The following is a 13,311-nucleotide window of genomic DNA, read 5'->3' on the forward strand; positions in this document are numbered from 1 at the left end:
CGGGGGGTCGTGGTCGCGAATCTCGGTATCCGGAGCTCAGCCGCGGCGCATCGTCTCGGAGATCTTCTCGGCGGCGGCCAGCACGGGCGGGGCGTGCATCCGGCCAGGGGCGCGGGACAGACGCTCTATCGGGCCGGACACCGAGATGGCGGCGATCACGCGGCCGCCGGTGCCGCGGATCGGCGCGGAGACCGAGGCGACGCCCTGCTCGCGCTCACCGACGCTCTGCGCCCACCCGCGGCGGCGTACGGACGCGAGGGTCGTGGCGGTGAACTTCGCGCCGCGCAGCCCCCGGTGCAGGCGGTCGGGCTCCTCCCAGGCCAGCAGGATCTGCGCGGCGGATCCGGCCGTCATCGGCAGGGCGCTGCCGACCGGGACGGTGTCGCGCAGGCCGCTCATCCGCTCGGCCGCCGCGACGCACACGCGGACGTCGCCCTGCCGTCGGTACAGCTGGGCGCTCTCGCCGGTCAGGTCGCGCAGCTGGGTCAGGATCGGCTGGGCGATGGCGAGCAGGCGGTCCTCTCCGGCGGCGGCGGCCAGCTCGGCCAGCCGGGGGCCGAGGATGAACCGGCCCTGCGTGTCGCGGTGGACCATGCGGTGGTGCTCCAGCGCGACGGCGAGCCGGTGGGCGGTGGGCCGGGCCAAGCCGGTGGTCTGCACCAGCTGGGCGAGGGAGGCCGGGCCGGCCTCCAGGGCGTTCAGGACGAGAACCGCTTTGTCCAGCACGCCGACTCCGCTAGAGTTGTCCATGCTTCGATACTGCCGTCTCGGAATCTGAGATGCAAGTCGCGGGCAGAGGAGCTACCGAACCGGAAGAGGTGGAGTGATGGGCCGAACACTCGCGGATAAGGTCTACGACGCGCACGTCGTACGGAGCGCCGAGGGCGAACCGGACGTCCTCTACATCGACCTCCACCTCGTTCACGAGGTCACCAGCCCGCAGGCCTTCGACGGCCTGCGGATGGCGAACCGCACGGTCCGGCGCCCGGATCTGACGATCGCCACCGAGGACCACAACGTCCCGACCACCGACATCCTCGCGCCGATCGCCGACCCGGTGTCGCGCACCCAGGTCGAGACGCTGCGCAAGAACTGCGCCGAGTTCGGCGTCCGCCTGCACCCGATGGGCGACGCCGGCCAGGGCATCGTGCACGTGATCGGCCCGCAGCTGGGCCTGACCCAGCCGGGCATGACGATCGTCTGCGGCGACTCGCACACCTCGACGCACGGCGCGTTCGGCGCGCTGGCGTTCGGTATCGGCACCAGCGAGGTCGAGCACGTCCTCGCCACCCAGACGCTGTCGCAGCGCAAGCCGAAGATGATGGCCGTCACGGTCAACGGCGAGCTGCCGTACGGCGTGACCGCCAAGGACCTCATCCTGGCGATCATCGCGAAGATCGGCACGGGCGGCGGCCAGGGCCACATCATCGAGTACCGCGGCGAGGCGATCCGGTCGCTGTCGATGGAGGGCCGCATGACGGTCTGCAACATGTCCATCGAGGCGGGCGCGCGGGCCGGCATGATCGCGCCGGACGAGACGACCTTCGCCTACCTCGAGGGCCGCCCGCACGCCCCGTCCGGGGCCGACTGGGAGGCCGCCAAGGAGTACTGGCGGTCGCTGCGCACCGACGACGACGCGGTGTTCGACAAGGAGGTCGTCATCGACGCCTCCGAGCTGACGCCGTTCGTCACCTGGGGCACCAACCCCGGCCAGGGCGCGCCGCTGGCCGCGAGCGTGCCGGAGCCGTCGTCCTTCACGGACCCGACGCACCGCGCCGCCGCCGAGCGCGCGCTGGAGTACATGGGCCTGACCGCCGGCACCCCGCTGCGGGACGTCACGGTCGACACCGTGTTCGTCGGGTCCTGCACGAACGGCCGGATCGAGGACCTGCGCGCCGCGGCCGAGGTGATCAAGGGCCGCAAGGTCGCCGACGGCGTGCGGATGCTGATCGTGCCCGGCTCGATGAAGGTCAAGGCGCAGGCCGAGGAGGAGGGCCTGAACGAGGTCTTCACCGCCGCGGGCGCCGAGTGGCGCGAGGCGGGATGCTCGATGTGCCTGGGCATGAACCCCGACCAGCTCAAGCCGGGCGAGCGCAGCGCCTCGACCTCCAACCGCAACTTCGAGGGCCGGCAGGGCAAGGGCGGCCGCACCCACCTGGTCTCGCCCGCCGTCGCCGCCGCCACCGCCGTCACCGGGCGTCTGACCGCCCCGGCCGACCTGTAATTCGGGAGCCAGCCATGGAAGCCTTCACCACGCACACGGGCCGCGCCGTGCCGCTGCGGCGCAGCAACGTCGACACCGACCAGATCATCCCGGCGGTCTGGCTCAAGCAGGTCAGCCGCACCGGCTTCGAGAAGGGCCTGTTCGCCGCCTGGCGCGAGGACCCCGAGTTCGTCCTGAACCGCCCGGAGTACCAGGGCGCGTCGATCCTCGTCGCCGGGCCCGACTTCGGCACCGGCTCCTCCCGCGAGCACGCCGTCTGGGCGCTGCAGCAGTACGGCTTCCGCGCCGTCGTCTCGGCGCGGTTCGGCGACATCTTCCGCAACAACGCCACGAAGATGGGCCTCCTGCCGATCCAGCTCCCCGAGGACGTCGTCGAGGGCCTGCAGGACAAGATCGCGGCGAACCCCGCCAAGGAGTTCACCATCGACCTGGAGGCCCGCGAGCTGCGCTGCGACGAGGGCGGCGTGCAGACGTTCGAGATCGACGACTACACCCGCTGGCGGCTGCTGGAGGGCCTGGACGACATCGGCCTGACCCTGCGTCACGCCGACGCCATCGGCGACTACGAGGCCAAGCGGCAGCCCTGGCTCCCCGTGACCGCCTGATCGCACGTCCCCGTACGGTGGAGGGGCCGGCAGCGTACGCGGCCGGCCCCTCCTGCGTTCGCGATCCCACGGCGCGTCCTCGTGGGAAACCAGGTGACGAGGTGTGATGATGGCAACACCGTCCGGCCCCGCGTGGGACGATCCGCGGCTGAACGCCCTGGCCCGGCGGCTGCGCGAGGCGCACACGCGGGTGGCGGGCCTCCCGGGTGCGCTCAAACCCCGTCTGACCAGGCAACTCCTGCTCATAACCGATCTTGCCAAGCGGGATCCGGCGCTCGCCGTCAAGCGGCTCGAATCCTTCATGATCGAGCTTGAAGACGATGAAAACGCATCTTGAATGGCGCTTCTACCTGCGACACAGGCGCAAACACCTGCCATGGGTGATTGTATAGATGCCCTGAGGTCCCCTAGTTTCGAGCGAGCAAGGGGGAAGAGGAGCAAACCCATGAACAAGCGCGAACTCGTCGACGCGATCGCCGATCGAGTCGGCAGCAAGAAAGCGGCGACCGAAGCGGTCGACGCCATCCTGGACACCATTCAGGAGACCGTGGCCAAGGGTGAGAAGGTGGCCATCACCGGTTTTGGATCTTTCGAGAAGGCCGATCGGCCCGCTCGCGAGGCCCGGAACCCGGCGACGGGCGCCACGATCAATGTCCCCGCGACCTCGGTTCCGAAGTTCAAGGCCGGTTCGGATTTCAAGAACCTGGTGGCCGGCGCCAAGAAGGAATAACGGCGTGTCGACGGCGCCCGGCGGAGCCACTCCGCCGGGCGCCGTCGTGGTCTCCGGGGCGCTTCTACGGCAGCGGGAAGGTCGACAGCGTGATCACCGTGATGCGGTCGCCTTCGACCGCGAGGTTGACCCGCTGCCCGAACCGCAGCAGCCGCAGGCCGCCGGCCTCGAACGCCGCCGTGTCGAAGGCCATCTCGCTCCCGTCGTCCAGCAGCACGCTGCCGGTCCGCGTCTCGGCGTCGTACGCCTTCACCGTGCCCTGCATGCCGCACAGACTAGAGCGTCCGCGCGGGCAGGCCGGTACCGAGCCGCCGGCGGGCCGCCTGGCCCATGCCGTCGCGCCGCGACCGGCCCGCACGGCCGCCTGGATCCCGCCCGCGCCGCGACCGGCCCGCGCGAGGTCAGTCCGACGGGGCGGACGGGCAGGGAACCGGCAGCAGAGGCGCCACGGACGCCGTCCGCGGGCCCACCCCCAGAACGAGCGCGGCCCGCAGGTCGTCGATCGTGTCGACGTCCTGACGCACGCTGAGGACCTCCTCCAGCGTGAGCTCCCGGGCACCCAGGGCCCGGTGCCGGGCGCGGGAGTCCGTTCCGAACGCCGGCGCGAACACCGCACCGGGCCGCGCCGTGTACAGCGTGGTGCCGACCCCGGCGAGGTCGGGCAGGAAGGCGTTCGGCGCGTCCTCGGCGGCCGCCAGGACGAGGTCGAGTTCGGCCGGCCGCAGGGCCGGCAGGTCGGCGGACATCGCGCAGACACCGGCCTCGGGTGCCAGCGACCGCGCCCGCTCGACGCCGTGGACCAGCGCGGGGTTCAGCCCGGCGTCCGGTTCGTCCGGCACGATGTGGGCGCCCAGCGCCTCGAGTGCGGGCGCGGCGACCGGGTCGTCGGTGACCACCACGACCCCCCGGACCCGCGGACACCGCAGTGCGGCGGATACGGTGTCGGTCGCGATGGCCAGCGCCAGCCGCTCCCGGTGAGGGCCGACGGCGCCGGACAGCCGTGACTTCGCGCGGGCCAGCGGTTTGACCGGCACGACGAGCATCCACATGAGGCGATGGGTACCAGACATCGTGGGTCGACACTACGCGGAAACACCCGCGACACTTGACGACACCCCCGGCACGGCCGGGATGAAGTGAGGAGGAGGGCATGGGTCATTCGCCCGTCTGGCGCGCGATCGTCGTGGGGATTCTGCGCCCGCTGCTGCACACGCTGTTGAAGCGGGACTGGAAGGGGCAGGACAACATCCCCCGCAAGGGCGGAGTGATCATCGCCGTCAACCACCTGTCGTGGTCCGACCCGCTCGCCATGGCCCACTTCATCTACAAGGCCGGCCGCTTCCCCGTCTACCTCGCCAAGGCCGGGGTGTTCAAGGCGCCGGTGATCGGCCGCATCATCCGCCGGACCGGGCAGATCCCGGTGTACCGCGACCGGTCCGACGCGGCGCTGGCGCTCCGGGACGCCGAGAAGGGCCTGCGCGCAGGGGAGTGCGTGATCTTCTACCCGGAGGGCACCTGCACGCGGGACCCGGACCTGTGGCCGATGACCGGCAAGACCGGCGCCGCACGGATGGCCCTCACCACCGGCGTCCCGGTCATCCCCGTGGCGCACTGGGGCGCGCACATCCTCTGGCCGTACGGCACCAAGAGGTTCCGGCCGTTCCCGCGCAAGACGATGCACGTCATCGCCGGTCCGCCGGTCGACCTGTCGAAGTACGAAGGCCGTCCCCTGGACGCGGAGACGCTGAACGCCGCGACGGCCGACATCATGCGGGCCATCGCCGATCTGCTCGGGGAGCTGCGCGGTGAGCCCGCGCCGGAGAAGCTCTACGACCCCCGTGAGGCGGCACGCGCCAAGCGCGCCGAGAAGCGTGCCGACGCCGACGCCGACGCCACGGGTGCGGCCGACGCCGACGCCACGGCCGGTGCCGAGACGGCGGACGCCGCGGACACCGACGGGACCGACACGGGCAAGGAGGCCAAGGCCTCTTGAAGATCGCGGTGCTCGGGGCAGGGTCATGGGGGACCGTCTTCGCCAAGGTGGTGGCCGACGCGGGCGGCGACGTCACGGTGTGGGGGCGCCGCGCGGAGCTGGTCGAGGCGATCAACGATCGGCATGAGAATCCCGACTATCTGCCGGACCTACGGCTCCCGGACCGGCTGACCGCCACCACCGACCCCGCCGAGGCGCTCGCCGGCGCGACCTACGTCATGCTGGCCGTGCCGGCCCAGACGCTCCGGCCCGGGCTGGCGGAGTGGCGGCCGCTGCTGCCCGCCGACGCGGTGCTGGTGAGCCTCATGAAGGGCATCGAGCTGGGCACGTGCAAGCGGATGAGCGAGGTGATCCGCGAGGTCGCCGACGTGCCCGAGGAGCGCGTCGCGGTGATCACCGGCCCGAACCTCGCCCGTGAGATCGCCGCCGAGCAGCCCTCGGCCGCGGCCGTGGCGTGCGTGGACGAGGCGACCGCGCAGAAGCTCCAGCTCGCCTGCATGACGCCGTACTTCCGCGCCTACACGAACGCCGACGTCATCGGCTGCGAGCTCGGCGGCGCCGTGAAGAACGTCATCGCCCTCGCCGTCGGCATCGGGGTCGGCATGGGCATGGGCGACAACGTACGCGCGCTGCTGATGACGCGCGGCCTGGCGGAGATCGCCCGCCTGGGGGCGGCGCTCGGCGCCGACCAGCACACGTTCGCGGGGCTGGCGGGGATGGGCGACCTCGTCGCCACGTGCAGTTCGCCGCTGTCGCGGAACCGCACGTTCGGCGAGAACCTCGGGCGCGGGATGAGCCTGGAGGAGGTCGTCAGGGCCACCCGGCAGACGGCGGAGGGCGTCAAGTCCTGCGACGCCATCCTCGAACTGGCGCGTCGTCACCACGTCGAGATGCCGATCACCGAGGCCATCGTCGCGGTCATGCACGGCGGGCTCAGCCCGGCCGACGCCGGTCGGCTGCTCATGTCGCGGACTCCGAAGCCCGAACGCTACGGCGTCTGATCCGGGGGCACCTCTTTCCCGTCGAGCGGGGAAGAACATCACGAGGCGAAATGACGTGTAATGTCGGTGCCCGCGACTGTCGGTGCAGGTGAGAAGAGGTGGATCGATGGGCAGGATCCGGGTCGCCGTCGTCTTCGGCGGGCGTAGTTCGGAGCACGCGATCTCCTGTCTCACCGCGGGCAGCGTGATGGCCGCGATCGACCAGGACCGGTACGAGGTCGTTCCCATCGGGATCGCGCGCGACGGCCGGTGGGTCCTCGCGTCCGACCAGCGGCTCGCCATCGAGGACGGCCGGCTGCCGGAGGTCGCCGCGGACGGGCTGCCGCTGGCGCTGCCGTTCGACCCGGACAGCCGTGGCCTGGTCGTCGTGGAGCCGGGGCAGGTGCCGCGCACGCTCGGCGACGTCGACGTGGTCCTTCCGCTGCTGCACGGCCCGTACGGCGAGGACGGCACGATCCAGGGCCTCCTCGAACTGGCGGGCGTGCGCTACGTCGGCGCCGGGGTGCTCGCCAGCGCCGCGAGCATGGACAAGGCGTACATGAAGCTGGTCTGGCAGGGCTGCGGGCTGCCCGTCGGCCCGTACGTCGTCGTCAAGGACCGGCAGTGGCGGCGGGAGCGCAAGCAGGTCGTCGACGAGATCAAGGAGCTGGGCTGGCCGGTGTTCGTCAAGCCGGCGCGGGCGGGCTCGAGCATGGGCATCTCCAAGGTCGAGTCGGAGGACGCGCTGGAGGCCGCGGTCGAGGCCGCGCGCGAGCACGACCCGAAGGTGATCGTCGAGGCGGCCATCCCGGGCCGCGAGATCGAGTGCGGGGTGCTCGAAGGGCTGGACGACGAGCCGGCCGAGGCCAGCCTGCCCGCCGAGGTGCGCGTAGGCTCCGGCCACGACTACTACGACTTCGAGGCCAAGTACCTCGACGACGGCCTCGCGCTCGACATCCCGCCGAAGCTCCCGCCGACGGTGATCGAGGAGGTCCGGCGGCTGTCGGTGCAGGCGTTCGACGCGCTGGGCTGCGAGGGGCTCGCCCGGGTGGACTTCTTCTACACCCCGGACGGCCGGCTGATCCTCAACGAGATCAACACGATGCCCGGCTGCACGCCCGCCTCGGCGTTCCCGAAGATGTGGGCGGCGACGGGCCTGGACTATCCGGCCCTGGTCGACCGCTGGATCCGCACCGCCCTGGCCCGCCCGCTCGGCCTGCGCTAACGGGTCAGCTTCGAGTACCGGGCCCGGCCGTTGACGGGAGGGCCGTGGCGATGCAGTCGAGGACGCGCTCCAGCCCGTACCGGAACTGCTCCTCGCGGCTCAGCCGCGGTCGGCGCGCCTCCATCACGATCTTGGTGAAGATCGGGTACTTCCCACTCTCCGCCACCTGCTGGACGCGCGGGTAGGTCCGCGCCGTCCACTCCGACTCGCTCAGCCCGCTGCGGCGGATCTCCTCGGCCCCGCTGACCTCCTCGCGGGCGGCGCCCTCGACGTAGCCGTTCAGGATGGCCATGAGGCCGAGGTTCTCGTCGATGGAGACGTAGGGGTCGAGCACCCCCATCACCCGGTCGATCAAAAGGAGCTGGTTCGGGCCGAGGCCCGGGAGCGACCGGTTCACGGTGGCGATCCACGGGTGCCGCAGCCACATCGCCCGCAGCCCGTCCGCGTAGCGAGTCAGGTCCGCGCGCCAGTCGCCGGAGGGCATTCCCTCGACGTCGATCTCGCCCATCAGCCGGTCGGCCACGAGCTCGAGGAGGTCGTCGCGGCTCGGGACGTACCGGTAGAGCGACATCGCGCCCGCGCCGATCTCGGCGGCGATCCGCCGCATGGTGGCGGCCTCCAGCCCCTCGGCGTCCGCGATCCGGACCGCGGCCTCGGTGATCTGCGCGCGGCTGTAGGCCGGCTTCGGCCCACGGGCCGGGCGCTCGGGCCGCATCCAGATGTTCACGTACTCGGTAGGGGACACCGTTCGATTCTCCCAGTTGCGTACATCGTACCCAGTGGATTAGATTCGTCGAAATGACTGCGTACGACGTACTCAGTGGAGGAACGGTGACGGATCCGATCGTGATCACCGAGGGCTTGCACAAGTCCTTCGGTGTCACCCACGCGTTGCGAGGCCTGGACCTGTGCGTCCCGAGAGGAACGGTCTGCGGCGTGCTGGGGCCGAACGGTGCGGGCAAGACGACCGCGGTGCGCATCCTGGCGACCCTGTCCGATCCCGATGCCGGGCACGCGCGCATCGCCGGATACGACGTCGTCCGCGAGGCCGGGGAGGTGCGGGCCAGGATCGGGCTCGCGGGCCAGTACGCCGCCGTGGACGAGAAGCTCACCGGCCGGGGCAACCTGCGCATGTTCGGGCGACTCTCCCACCTGTCCCGGCGCGAGGCGCACCGGCGGGCCGACGAGCTGCTCGAACGCTTCGGCCTGGCGGACGCCGCCGATCGTCAGATCGCGGGCTACTCCGGCGGCATGCGGCGCCGCCTCGACCTGATCACCTGCCTCATCCTGCGCCCCGAGGTGCTCTTCCTGGACGAGCCGACCACCGGCCTGGACCCCCGCAGCCGCGGCGAGATCTGGGACAGCGTCCGCGCGCTGGTCGCGGACGGCACGACGGTGCTGCTCACCACGCAGTACCTGGACGAGGCCGACCGGCTGGCCGACGACATCGTCGTGATCGACCACGGGCAGGTCGTCGCCTCGGGCACCCCCGACGAGCTGAAGGCGACGATCGGTGACCGCCTCGACGTCGTCGTCGAAGACCCGGCCGCCGTGCGCCCGGCGGCGACCGTGCTGACCGCCCTGGCCGGGACCGAACCCACGATCACGGACGCCGACCGGCTCAGCGTCGCCCTGCCCGGCGGCGGTCTGCGGCTCGCCGGCATCGTGCGCGAGCTCGACCGCGCCGGGGTCGCCGCGGCGGACGTGCGCCTGCGCCGCCCCACCCTCGACGAGGTGTTCCTGCGCCTCACCGGCCGGAAGGAGCCCGTTCGATGACCGTCCGTACCCTGCCACTCGGCCTGCGCTGGACCTTCACCGACGGACTGACCCTGGTCGGCCGCGAACTGGGACGGCTGCGGCAGGAACCCGGGCAGATCATCGCCGCGCTGATCTTCCCGGTCGTCATGGTGGTGCTGTTCGGGTACGTCTTCGGCAGCGCGATCCGTGTGCCGGGCGGCGGCGACTACCGCGAGTACCTCATGCCGGGGCTGTTCTCGATGGTGACCTTCACGGCGATGCAGGGGGTCATGGGACGGATGGCCGCCGACGCCTCCCGCGGGGTGATGGACCGGTTCCGGTCCATGCCGATGGCGCGGCCGGCGGTGCCGTTCGGGCAGACCGGCGCCGACTCTCTGGTCGGCCTGCCGCTGCTGGCCATGATGGTGGGGACGGGTCTGCTGGTGGGATGGCAGCCGCACCGCGGCCTGATCCCCACCGCCGAGGCGTTCCTGCTGATGCTGCTGCTGCGGTACGCGCTGAGCTGGATGGGCGTCTACGTCGGACTGGTGGCGAAGAGCGAGGAGCTCGTCGTCCAGCTCGCGCCGCTGTTCCTGCCGGTCACGATGCTGTCCAACGCGTTCGTTCCGACCGAGGGCATGCCGGGGTGGCTGCGGTTCGTCGCCGACTGGAATCCGGTGAGCGCGATCACCGCCGCCGCCCGGGAGCTGTTCGGCGATCCGGGTGTACGGTCCGGGCACGTGGCCTGGCCGCTCGCGCATCCGGTGGCCGCCGTCCTGCTCTGGTCGGCCGCGCTGCTGGTGGTGTTCGTCCCGCTGTCGGTCCGTACCTACACGCGCCGGGGACGGTGAAGGCCCGGCGGAACCGATCGTGCGGCCGCTCACGGTGGCCGGAGGCCCTCGACCGGTCGTCCGGCCCCGAGCGGTGCCCGGGACCGTACGACACCGGCTCAGCAGGTGTTGAGCATGCTGGTGAGCGCGGTCTTCTCCGCGCTCTGCAGGGTCAGGCCGTAGTACCACTTGACCTGGATCCAGGCGCGCGCGTAGGTGCACCAGAACGAGGTCAGCGACGGCTTCCAGGTGGTCGGGTCCTGGTCGCCCTTGGCCTGGTTGACGTTGTCGGTGACGGCCCACAGCTGGGGCTCGTTCAGGTCGTTGGCGAACGCCTGGCGCTGCGCGGTCGTCCACGCCCACGCGCCCGACCGCCACGCCTCGGCGAGCGGGACCAGGTGGTCGATGTCCACGTCCGAGGCGGCCGTCCAGGTCGCTCCGTCGTACGGGCTGTACCACGTGCCGGAGGTGGCGGCGCAGCTCGAGTCGGTGACGACGTTCGTGCCGTCCCGTTTGAGCACCTCCTCGCGGGTGTTGCAGGTCCCGCTGATGGTGATCCAGTGCGGGAACAGGGAGCGGTCGTAGGTCGACTGGTGGCTCTCGGCGGCGACGGTGAGCGTGGCCAGCCGTGACGCGGCGGTGCTCGCGGAGGGGATGTTGGGCGGGGTGGCGTCCGCCGTTCCGGCGGTGACGGCCGTCAGCGCGGCGACCAGCGCCAGCGCGCCGGTGACGGCGGCGAAGGCTCGCTTCACGAGCTCTCTCCTTCTGCCGGCTGCTCCGGCCGGGCGGGGGACCGGTCAGATACGGAGCAATCGACATACGGAGAGTCGCCGAACGCGACAGACGCGGAAATATCATCTGTTGCTTGCTAACGCCGCTGAGTTTGGAGCAAATCGCCCATGACGCTGTACGGCCTGGGCGAGGGGCCGCCCGCCTCCTCGTGCGCCGCGGGAACGTTCAGCGCCGGCCCCCGCCGCGTACGGCCCTCTGCCGCCCGTAGGCCATGGGGCGTTCACCTCCCTGGTGGATCACCCCGGTGAAGGGCAGTTGACGGGGGTTTAAGCGCGGTGAAACCAGCCCGAAACAGCACCAAGTGCAGGATTGAGGTGTTCCGAAAGCCGGCGAGAGAAGGGACCGACACATTGCTGTTCACGTCCGCCGCCCCGGTCCCGACCGTGTGGGACACGCCCGGTCACGATCGCTGGCATCCCGATCTCCCGCCCGTCGCCGAACTGGTCGCGGGTGGCTCCGTCCGGATGCGGTGCGAGGGCGGCGAGCCGCTGTGCGGCCCGGTCGGAGTGGTCGGCGCGGAGCCCGGCGACCTCCTCATGGTGGAGGTCCTCGGCATCGGCCGTACGGACGGCCGCTCGACCGCCGGAGCACACCCGGGCATCCTCGGTCTCGCCCCGTCGCACGCGATGCTCCGGGACCCCGCGGGCGATCCGGTCGGCGCGGTCCTCGGCCGCGTCCCGCCGACCACGGCCGGACACGCCCACGTCGCGGCGTACCGCGAACGGGCCTCGTGCCGGGCCCTCACGTCACGGTCGCAGATCCTGCTCCCCGTGCACGTGCCCGGCGCGCGCGTCTCCGTCGGGGACCTGCACTTTCCCGAACGGGGCCGCTGCCGCACCGCCGGCGGCTGGATCGACCTGCGGGTGCATCTGACCAAGCGGGGAGTCGAACGGTTCCGGGTCACCGAACCGGTGCTCATGCCGCTCACGACCAGTTCCCTGGACGCGACCGTCGCCGGCCTGACCGCCGACGTCGCCTGAGGGCTCGCGCGAAAGGCGCGAAAGAGGAGGTGAGTGCCTAGCGGATAGCGTTCGGATACCGTCAGGAGGCACCGACGCCGGGGGGAGCGATTCGTCTCCCGCTCCCCCCGGCGTTTCCTGTACGCGGGGACCGCGTCAGCCGCTCGCCTGGTCGGTGTCCTGGAAGCTCCCCCAGCCGTGCCAGCGGTCGATCTCGATCCAGGCGCTGACCCGGCCGCGGTCCCGCTGCGGATACGGGCGGCCTGTGTACTGCTCGGACAGCCGGTCGATGCCGCTCAGGTCCTCGTCGTCGCGCATCTCGGTCACGCGGCCGATGAGGGACACGTGGGTGTACCAGTCATCGGAGTCGAGCACCGTCAGCGTGACCCGCGAATCGTTCCGGATGTGGTCCAGCCGCTTGCGGCCTTCGTCCATGTTGATCAGCACCCGGCCGTCGTCCCAGAGGTACCAGGTGGCCGTGGAGACCGGCTGCCCGTCGGACCGCACGGTGGCGATGACGGCGGGGTTGGGCTTCTTCAGCATGGCGATCGCGTCCTCGGGAAGCGGCGGCTTCGACATGACGCGTCCTCCTTCCGCGCTGCGCGGCCCACGCCGGCGGGGCCACGTCAGGTGATCGACGGGATGCATCTCCACGGTGCCACACCCGGCGGTGGCCTCCCGCAGCACCCCTCTCAGGACGCCGGCGGCCGGTCGTCGCCGAGAGCGGCGAGGTGGGCGGTGAGGTCGTCGGCGAACCGGCCGAGCAGACGGCCGAAGGCCTGCCGATCCTCGGGGGACCAGCCGGCGAGGGCGCCGGCGAACCAGCCGAGCATGGTCGTCAGGTAGCGGTCGGCGGCCGCCGCCCCCTCGGTGGTCAGCTCGATCAGGCGCGCCCGCTGGTCCTGCGGATCGGTGATCCGGCGGGCCAGCCCGCGTCGCTCCAGCACGTTCATCTGGCGGGTGACGTGCGGCCCCACGACCTGCATGCGTTCGGCGATCTCTCCGACGCGGAGCGGCCGGTCGGCCATGTGCAGGGTCACGAGGATCGTCATCGCCGGCCGGTCGATGGCGATGCCGACACGTTCCATGGTCCGCTCGACCAGGTCGCTGCGCCTCATCACCTGGCCGACCTGCATGAGGCGGGGGAGGACCGCCAGCAGATCGATCTCGACGGCGCCGGAGCCGTCGGCGGGTTGCTCGTCGTCCATGAATCCTTCTTTGGATACCTAAGTTAGA

At 71.5% G+C, this 13,311-nt stretch carries 17 protein-coding genes; 10 read left to right on the top strand and 7 right to left on the bottom strand.

The features are described 5' to 3' along the window. Window positions 1–36: 36 nt before the first annotated feature. A complete protein-coding gene (locus NE234_RS01700; RefSeq protein WP_252776182.1) occupies window positions 37–750 on the bottom strand; it encodes an IclR family transcriptional regulator in 714 nt (237 codons plus the stop codon). A 76-nt stretch (window positions 751–826) separates the two neighbouring features. Between NE234_RS01700 and leuC the strand changes: the two genes are divergently transcribed. The 4 genes from leuC to NE234_RS01720 all read left to right on the top strand — a co-directional run bounded on the left by leuC (window position 827) and on the right by NE234_RS01720 (window position 3,559). After that, a complete protein-coding gene (gene leuC / locus NE234_RS01705) occupies window positions 827–2,224 on the top strand; it encodes a 3-isopropylmalate dehydratase large subunit (RefSeq protein ID WP_252776184.1) in 1,398 nt (465 codons plus the stop codon). 14 nt (window positions 2,225–2,238) lie between these two features. Continuing rightward, complete coding sequence (gene leuD / locus NE234_RS01710; protein ID WP_252776186.1) at window positions 2,239–2,829, top strand: 3-isopropylmalate dehydratase small subunit; 591 nt, start codon at window positions 2,239–2,241, stop codon at window positions 2,827–2,829. Between the two features lie 109 nt (window positions 2,830–2,938). Next, window positions 2,939–3,166 carry an SCO5555 family protein gene (locus tag NE234_RS01715; protein ID WP_252776188.1) on the top strand — a complete coding sequence of 76 codons (228 nt, stop codon included), beginning with the start codon at window positions 2,939–2,941 and terminating at the stop codon, window positions 3,164–3,166. Between the two features lie 108 nt (window positions 3,167–3,274). Next, the gene (locus NE234_RS01720; RefSeq protein ID WP_252776189.1) at window positions 3,275–3,559 is read left to right on the top strand and encodes an HU family DNA-binding protein; all 285 of its coding nucleotides are present in this window, start codon (window positions 3,275–3,277) and stop codon (window positions 3,557–3,559) included. Window positions 3,560–3,623: 64 nt separating this feature from the next. On the opposite strand, the gene NE234_RS01725 is transcribed toward NE234_RS01720, so the two are convergent. Continuing rightward, complete coding sequence (locus tag NE234_RS01725) at window positions 3,624–3,824, bottom strand: hypothetical protein (protein ID WP_252776191.1); 201 nt, start codon at window positions 3,822–3,824, stop codon at window positions 3,624–3,626. 136 nt (window positions 3,825–3,960) lie between these two features. Then, entirely contained in the window at window positions 3,961–4,629 is a 669-nt protein-coding gene (gene cofC / locus NE234_RS01730; RefSeq protein ID WP_252776193.1) for a 2-phospho-L-lactate guanylyltransferase, read from the bottom strand. 80 nt (window positions 4,630–4,709) lie between these two features. On the opposite strand from cofC, the gene NE234_RS01735 reads away from it, so the two are divergent. The 3 genes from NE234_RS01735 (at window position 4,710) to NE234_RS01745 (ending at window position 7,757) form a co-directional block, all read left to right on the top strand. After that, the gene (locus tag NE234_RS01735) at window positions 4,710–5,552 is read left to right on the top strand and encodes a lysophospholipid acyltransferase family protein (RefSeq protein WP_252776195.1); all 843 of its coding nucleotides are present in this window, start codon (window positions 4,710–4,712) and stop codon (window positions 5,550–5,552) included. After that, a complete protein-coding gene (locus NE234_RS01740) occupies window positions 5,549–6,553 on the top strand; it encodes an NAD(P)H-dependent glycerol-3-phosphate dehydrogenase (RefSeq protein ID WP_252776197.1) in 1,005 nt (334 codons plus the stop codon). The genes NE234_RS01735 and NE234_RS01740 overlap by 4 nt, the downstream gene beginning before the upstream one ends. 106 nt (window positions 6,554–6,659) lie before the next feature. Then, window positions 6,660–7,757, top strand: coding sequence for a D-alanine--D-alanine ligase family protein (locus NE234_RS01745; RefSeq protein ID WP_252776199.1), 1,098 nt, complete (start codon window positions 6,660–6,662; stop codon window positions 7,755–7,757). A 4-nt stretch (window positions 7,758–7,761) separates the two neighbouring features. Here the strand turns inward: NE234_RS01745 and NE234_RS01750 are convergent, their stop codons facing one another. Further along, window positions 7,762–8,502, bottom strand: a complete 741-nt coding sequence (locus NE234_RS01750; RefSeq protein ID WP_252776201.1) for a TetR/AcrR family transcriptional regulator — start codon at window positions 8,500–8,502, stop codon at window positions 7,762–7,764. Window positions 8,503–8,588: 86 nt separating this feature from the next. Here NE234_RS01750 and NE234_RS01755 point away from each other — a divergent pair, with 86 nt between their 5' ends. Then, window positions 8,589–9,533 carry an ATP-binding cassette domain-containing protein gene (locus NE234_RS01755; RefSeq protein WP_252776203.1) on the top strand — a complete coding sequence of 315 codons (945 nt, stop codon included), beginning with the start codon at window positions 8,589–8,591 and terminating at the stop codon, window positions 9,531–9,533. Next, entirely contained in the window at window positions 9,530–10,345 is an 816-nt protein-coding gene (locus tag NE234_RS01760) for an ABC transporter permease (protein ID WP_252776204.1), read from the top strand. Before NE234_RS01755 ends, NE234_RS01760 begins: the two co-directional genes overlap by 4 nt. Window positions 10,346–10,443: 98 nt before the next feature. Here the strand turns inward: NE234_RS01760 and NE234_RS01765 are convergent, their stop codons facing one another. Further along, a complete protein-coding gene (locus tag NE234_RS01765) occupies window positions 10,444–11,076 on the bottom strand; it encodes an HNH endonuclease family protein (RefSeq protein WP_252776206.1) in 633 nt (210 codons plus the stop codon). Between the two features lie 390 nt (window positions 11,077–11,466). On the opposite strand from NE234_RS01765, the gene NE234_RS01770 reads away from it, so the two are divergent. Further along, window positions 11,467–12,096, top strand: coding sequence for an acetamidase/formamidase family protein (locus NE234_RS01770; protein ID WP_252776208.1), 630 nt, complete (start codon window positions 11,467–11,469; stop codon window positions 12,094–12,096). Between the two features lie 135 nt (window positions 12,097–12,231). Here NE234_RS01770 and NE234_RS01775 read toward each other — a convergent pair whose 3' ends face one another. Continuing rightward, window positions 12,232–12,654, bottom strand: coding sequence for a PPOX class F420-dependent oxidoreductase (locus tag NE234_RS01775; RefSeq protein ID WP_252776211.1), 423 nt, complete (start codon window positions 12,652–12,654; stop codon window positions 12,232–12,234). Window positions 12,655–12,767: 113 nt separating this feature from the next. Continuing rightward, complete coding sequence (locus NE234_RS01780) at window positions 12,768–13,283, bottom strand: MarR family winged helix-turn-helix transcriptional regulator (protein ID WP_252776213.1); 516 nt, start codon at window positions 13,281–13,283, stop codon at window positions 12,768–12,770. Window positions 13,284–13,311: the final 28 nt, after the last annotated feature.

It is taken from the genome of Actinoallomurus rhizosphaericola (genome assembly GCF_024055675.1).
GTDB classification, from domain to species: Bacteria; Actinomycetota; Actinomycetes; order Streptosporangiales; family Streptosporangiaceae; genus Actinoallomurus; species Actinoallomurus soli.

Excerpts from the sequence above, each read along its gene's own strand:
- NE234_RS01700 (WP_252776182.1), bottom strand. The coding sequence starts at position 750 with ATGGACAACTCTAGCGGAGTCGGCGTGCTGGACAAAGCGGTTCTCGTC.
- leuC (WP_252776184.1), top strand. The coding sequence starts at position 827 with ATGGGCCGAACACTCGCGGATAAGGTCTACGACGCGCACGTCGTACGG.
- leuD (WP_252776186.1), top strand. The coding sequence starts at position 2,239 with ATGGAAGCCTTCACCACGCACACGGGCCGCGCCGTGCCGCTGCGGCGC.
- NE234_RS01715 (WP_252776188.1), top strand. The coding sequence starts at position 2,939 with ATGGCAACACCGTCCGGCCCCGCGTGGGACGATCCGCGGCTGAACGCC.
- NE234_RS01720 (WP_252776189.1), top strand. The coding sequence starts at position 3,275 with ATGAACAAGCGCGAACTCGTCGACGCGATCGCCGATCGAGTCGGCAGC.
- NE234_RS01725 (WP_252776191.1), bottom strand. The coding sequence starts at position 3,824 with ATGCAGGGCACGGTGAAGGCGTACGACGCCGAGACGCGGACCGGCAGC.
- cofC (WP_252776193.1), bottom strand. The coding sequence starts at position 4,629 with ATGTCTGGTACCCATCGCCTCATGTGGATGCTCGTCGTGCCGGTCAAA.
- NE234_RS01735 (WP_252776195.1), top strand. The coding sequence starts at position 4,710 with ATGGGTCATTCGCCCGTCTGGCGCGCGATCGTCGTGGGGATTCTGCGC.
- NE234_RS01745 (WP_252776199.1), top strand. The coding sequence starts at position 6,660 with ATGGGCAGGATCCGGGTCGCCGTCGTCTTCGGCGGGCGTAGTTCGGAG.
- NE234_RS01760 (WP_252776204.1), top strand. The coding sequence starts at position 9,530 with ATGACCGTCCGTACCCTGCCACTCGGCCTGCGCTGGACCTTCACCGAC.
- NE234_RS01775 (WP_252776211.1), bottom strand. The coding sequence starts at position 12,654 with ATGTCGAAGCCGCCGCTTCCCGAGGACGCGATCGCCATGCTGAAGAAG.
- NE234_RS01780 (WP_252776213.1), bottom strand. The coding sequence starts at position 13,283 with ATGGACGACGAGCAACCCGCCGACGGCTCCGGCGCCGTCGAGATCGAT.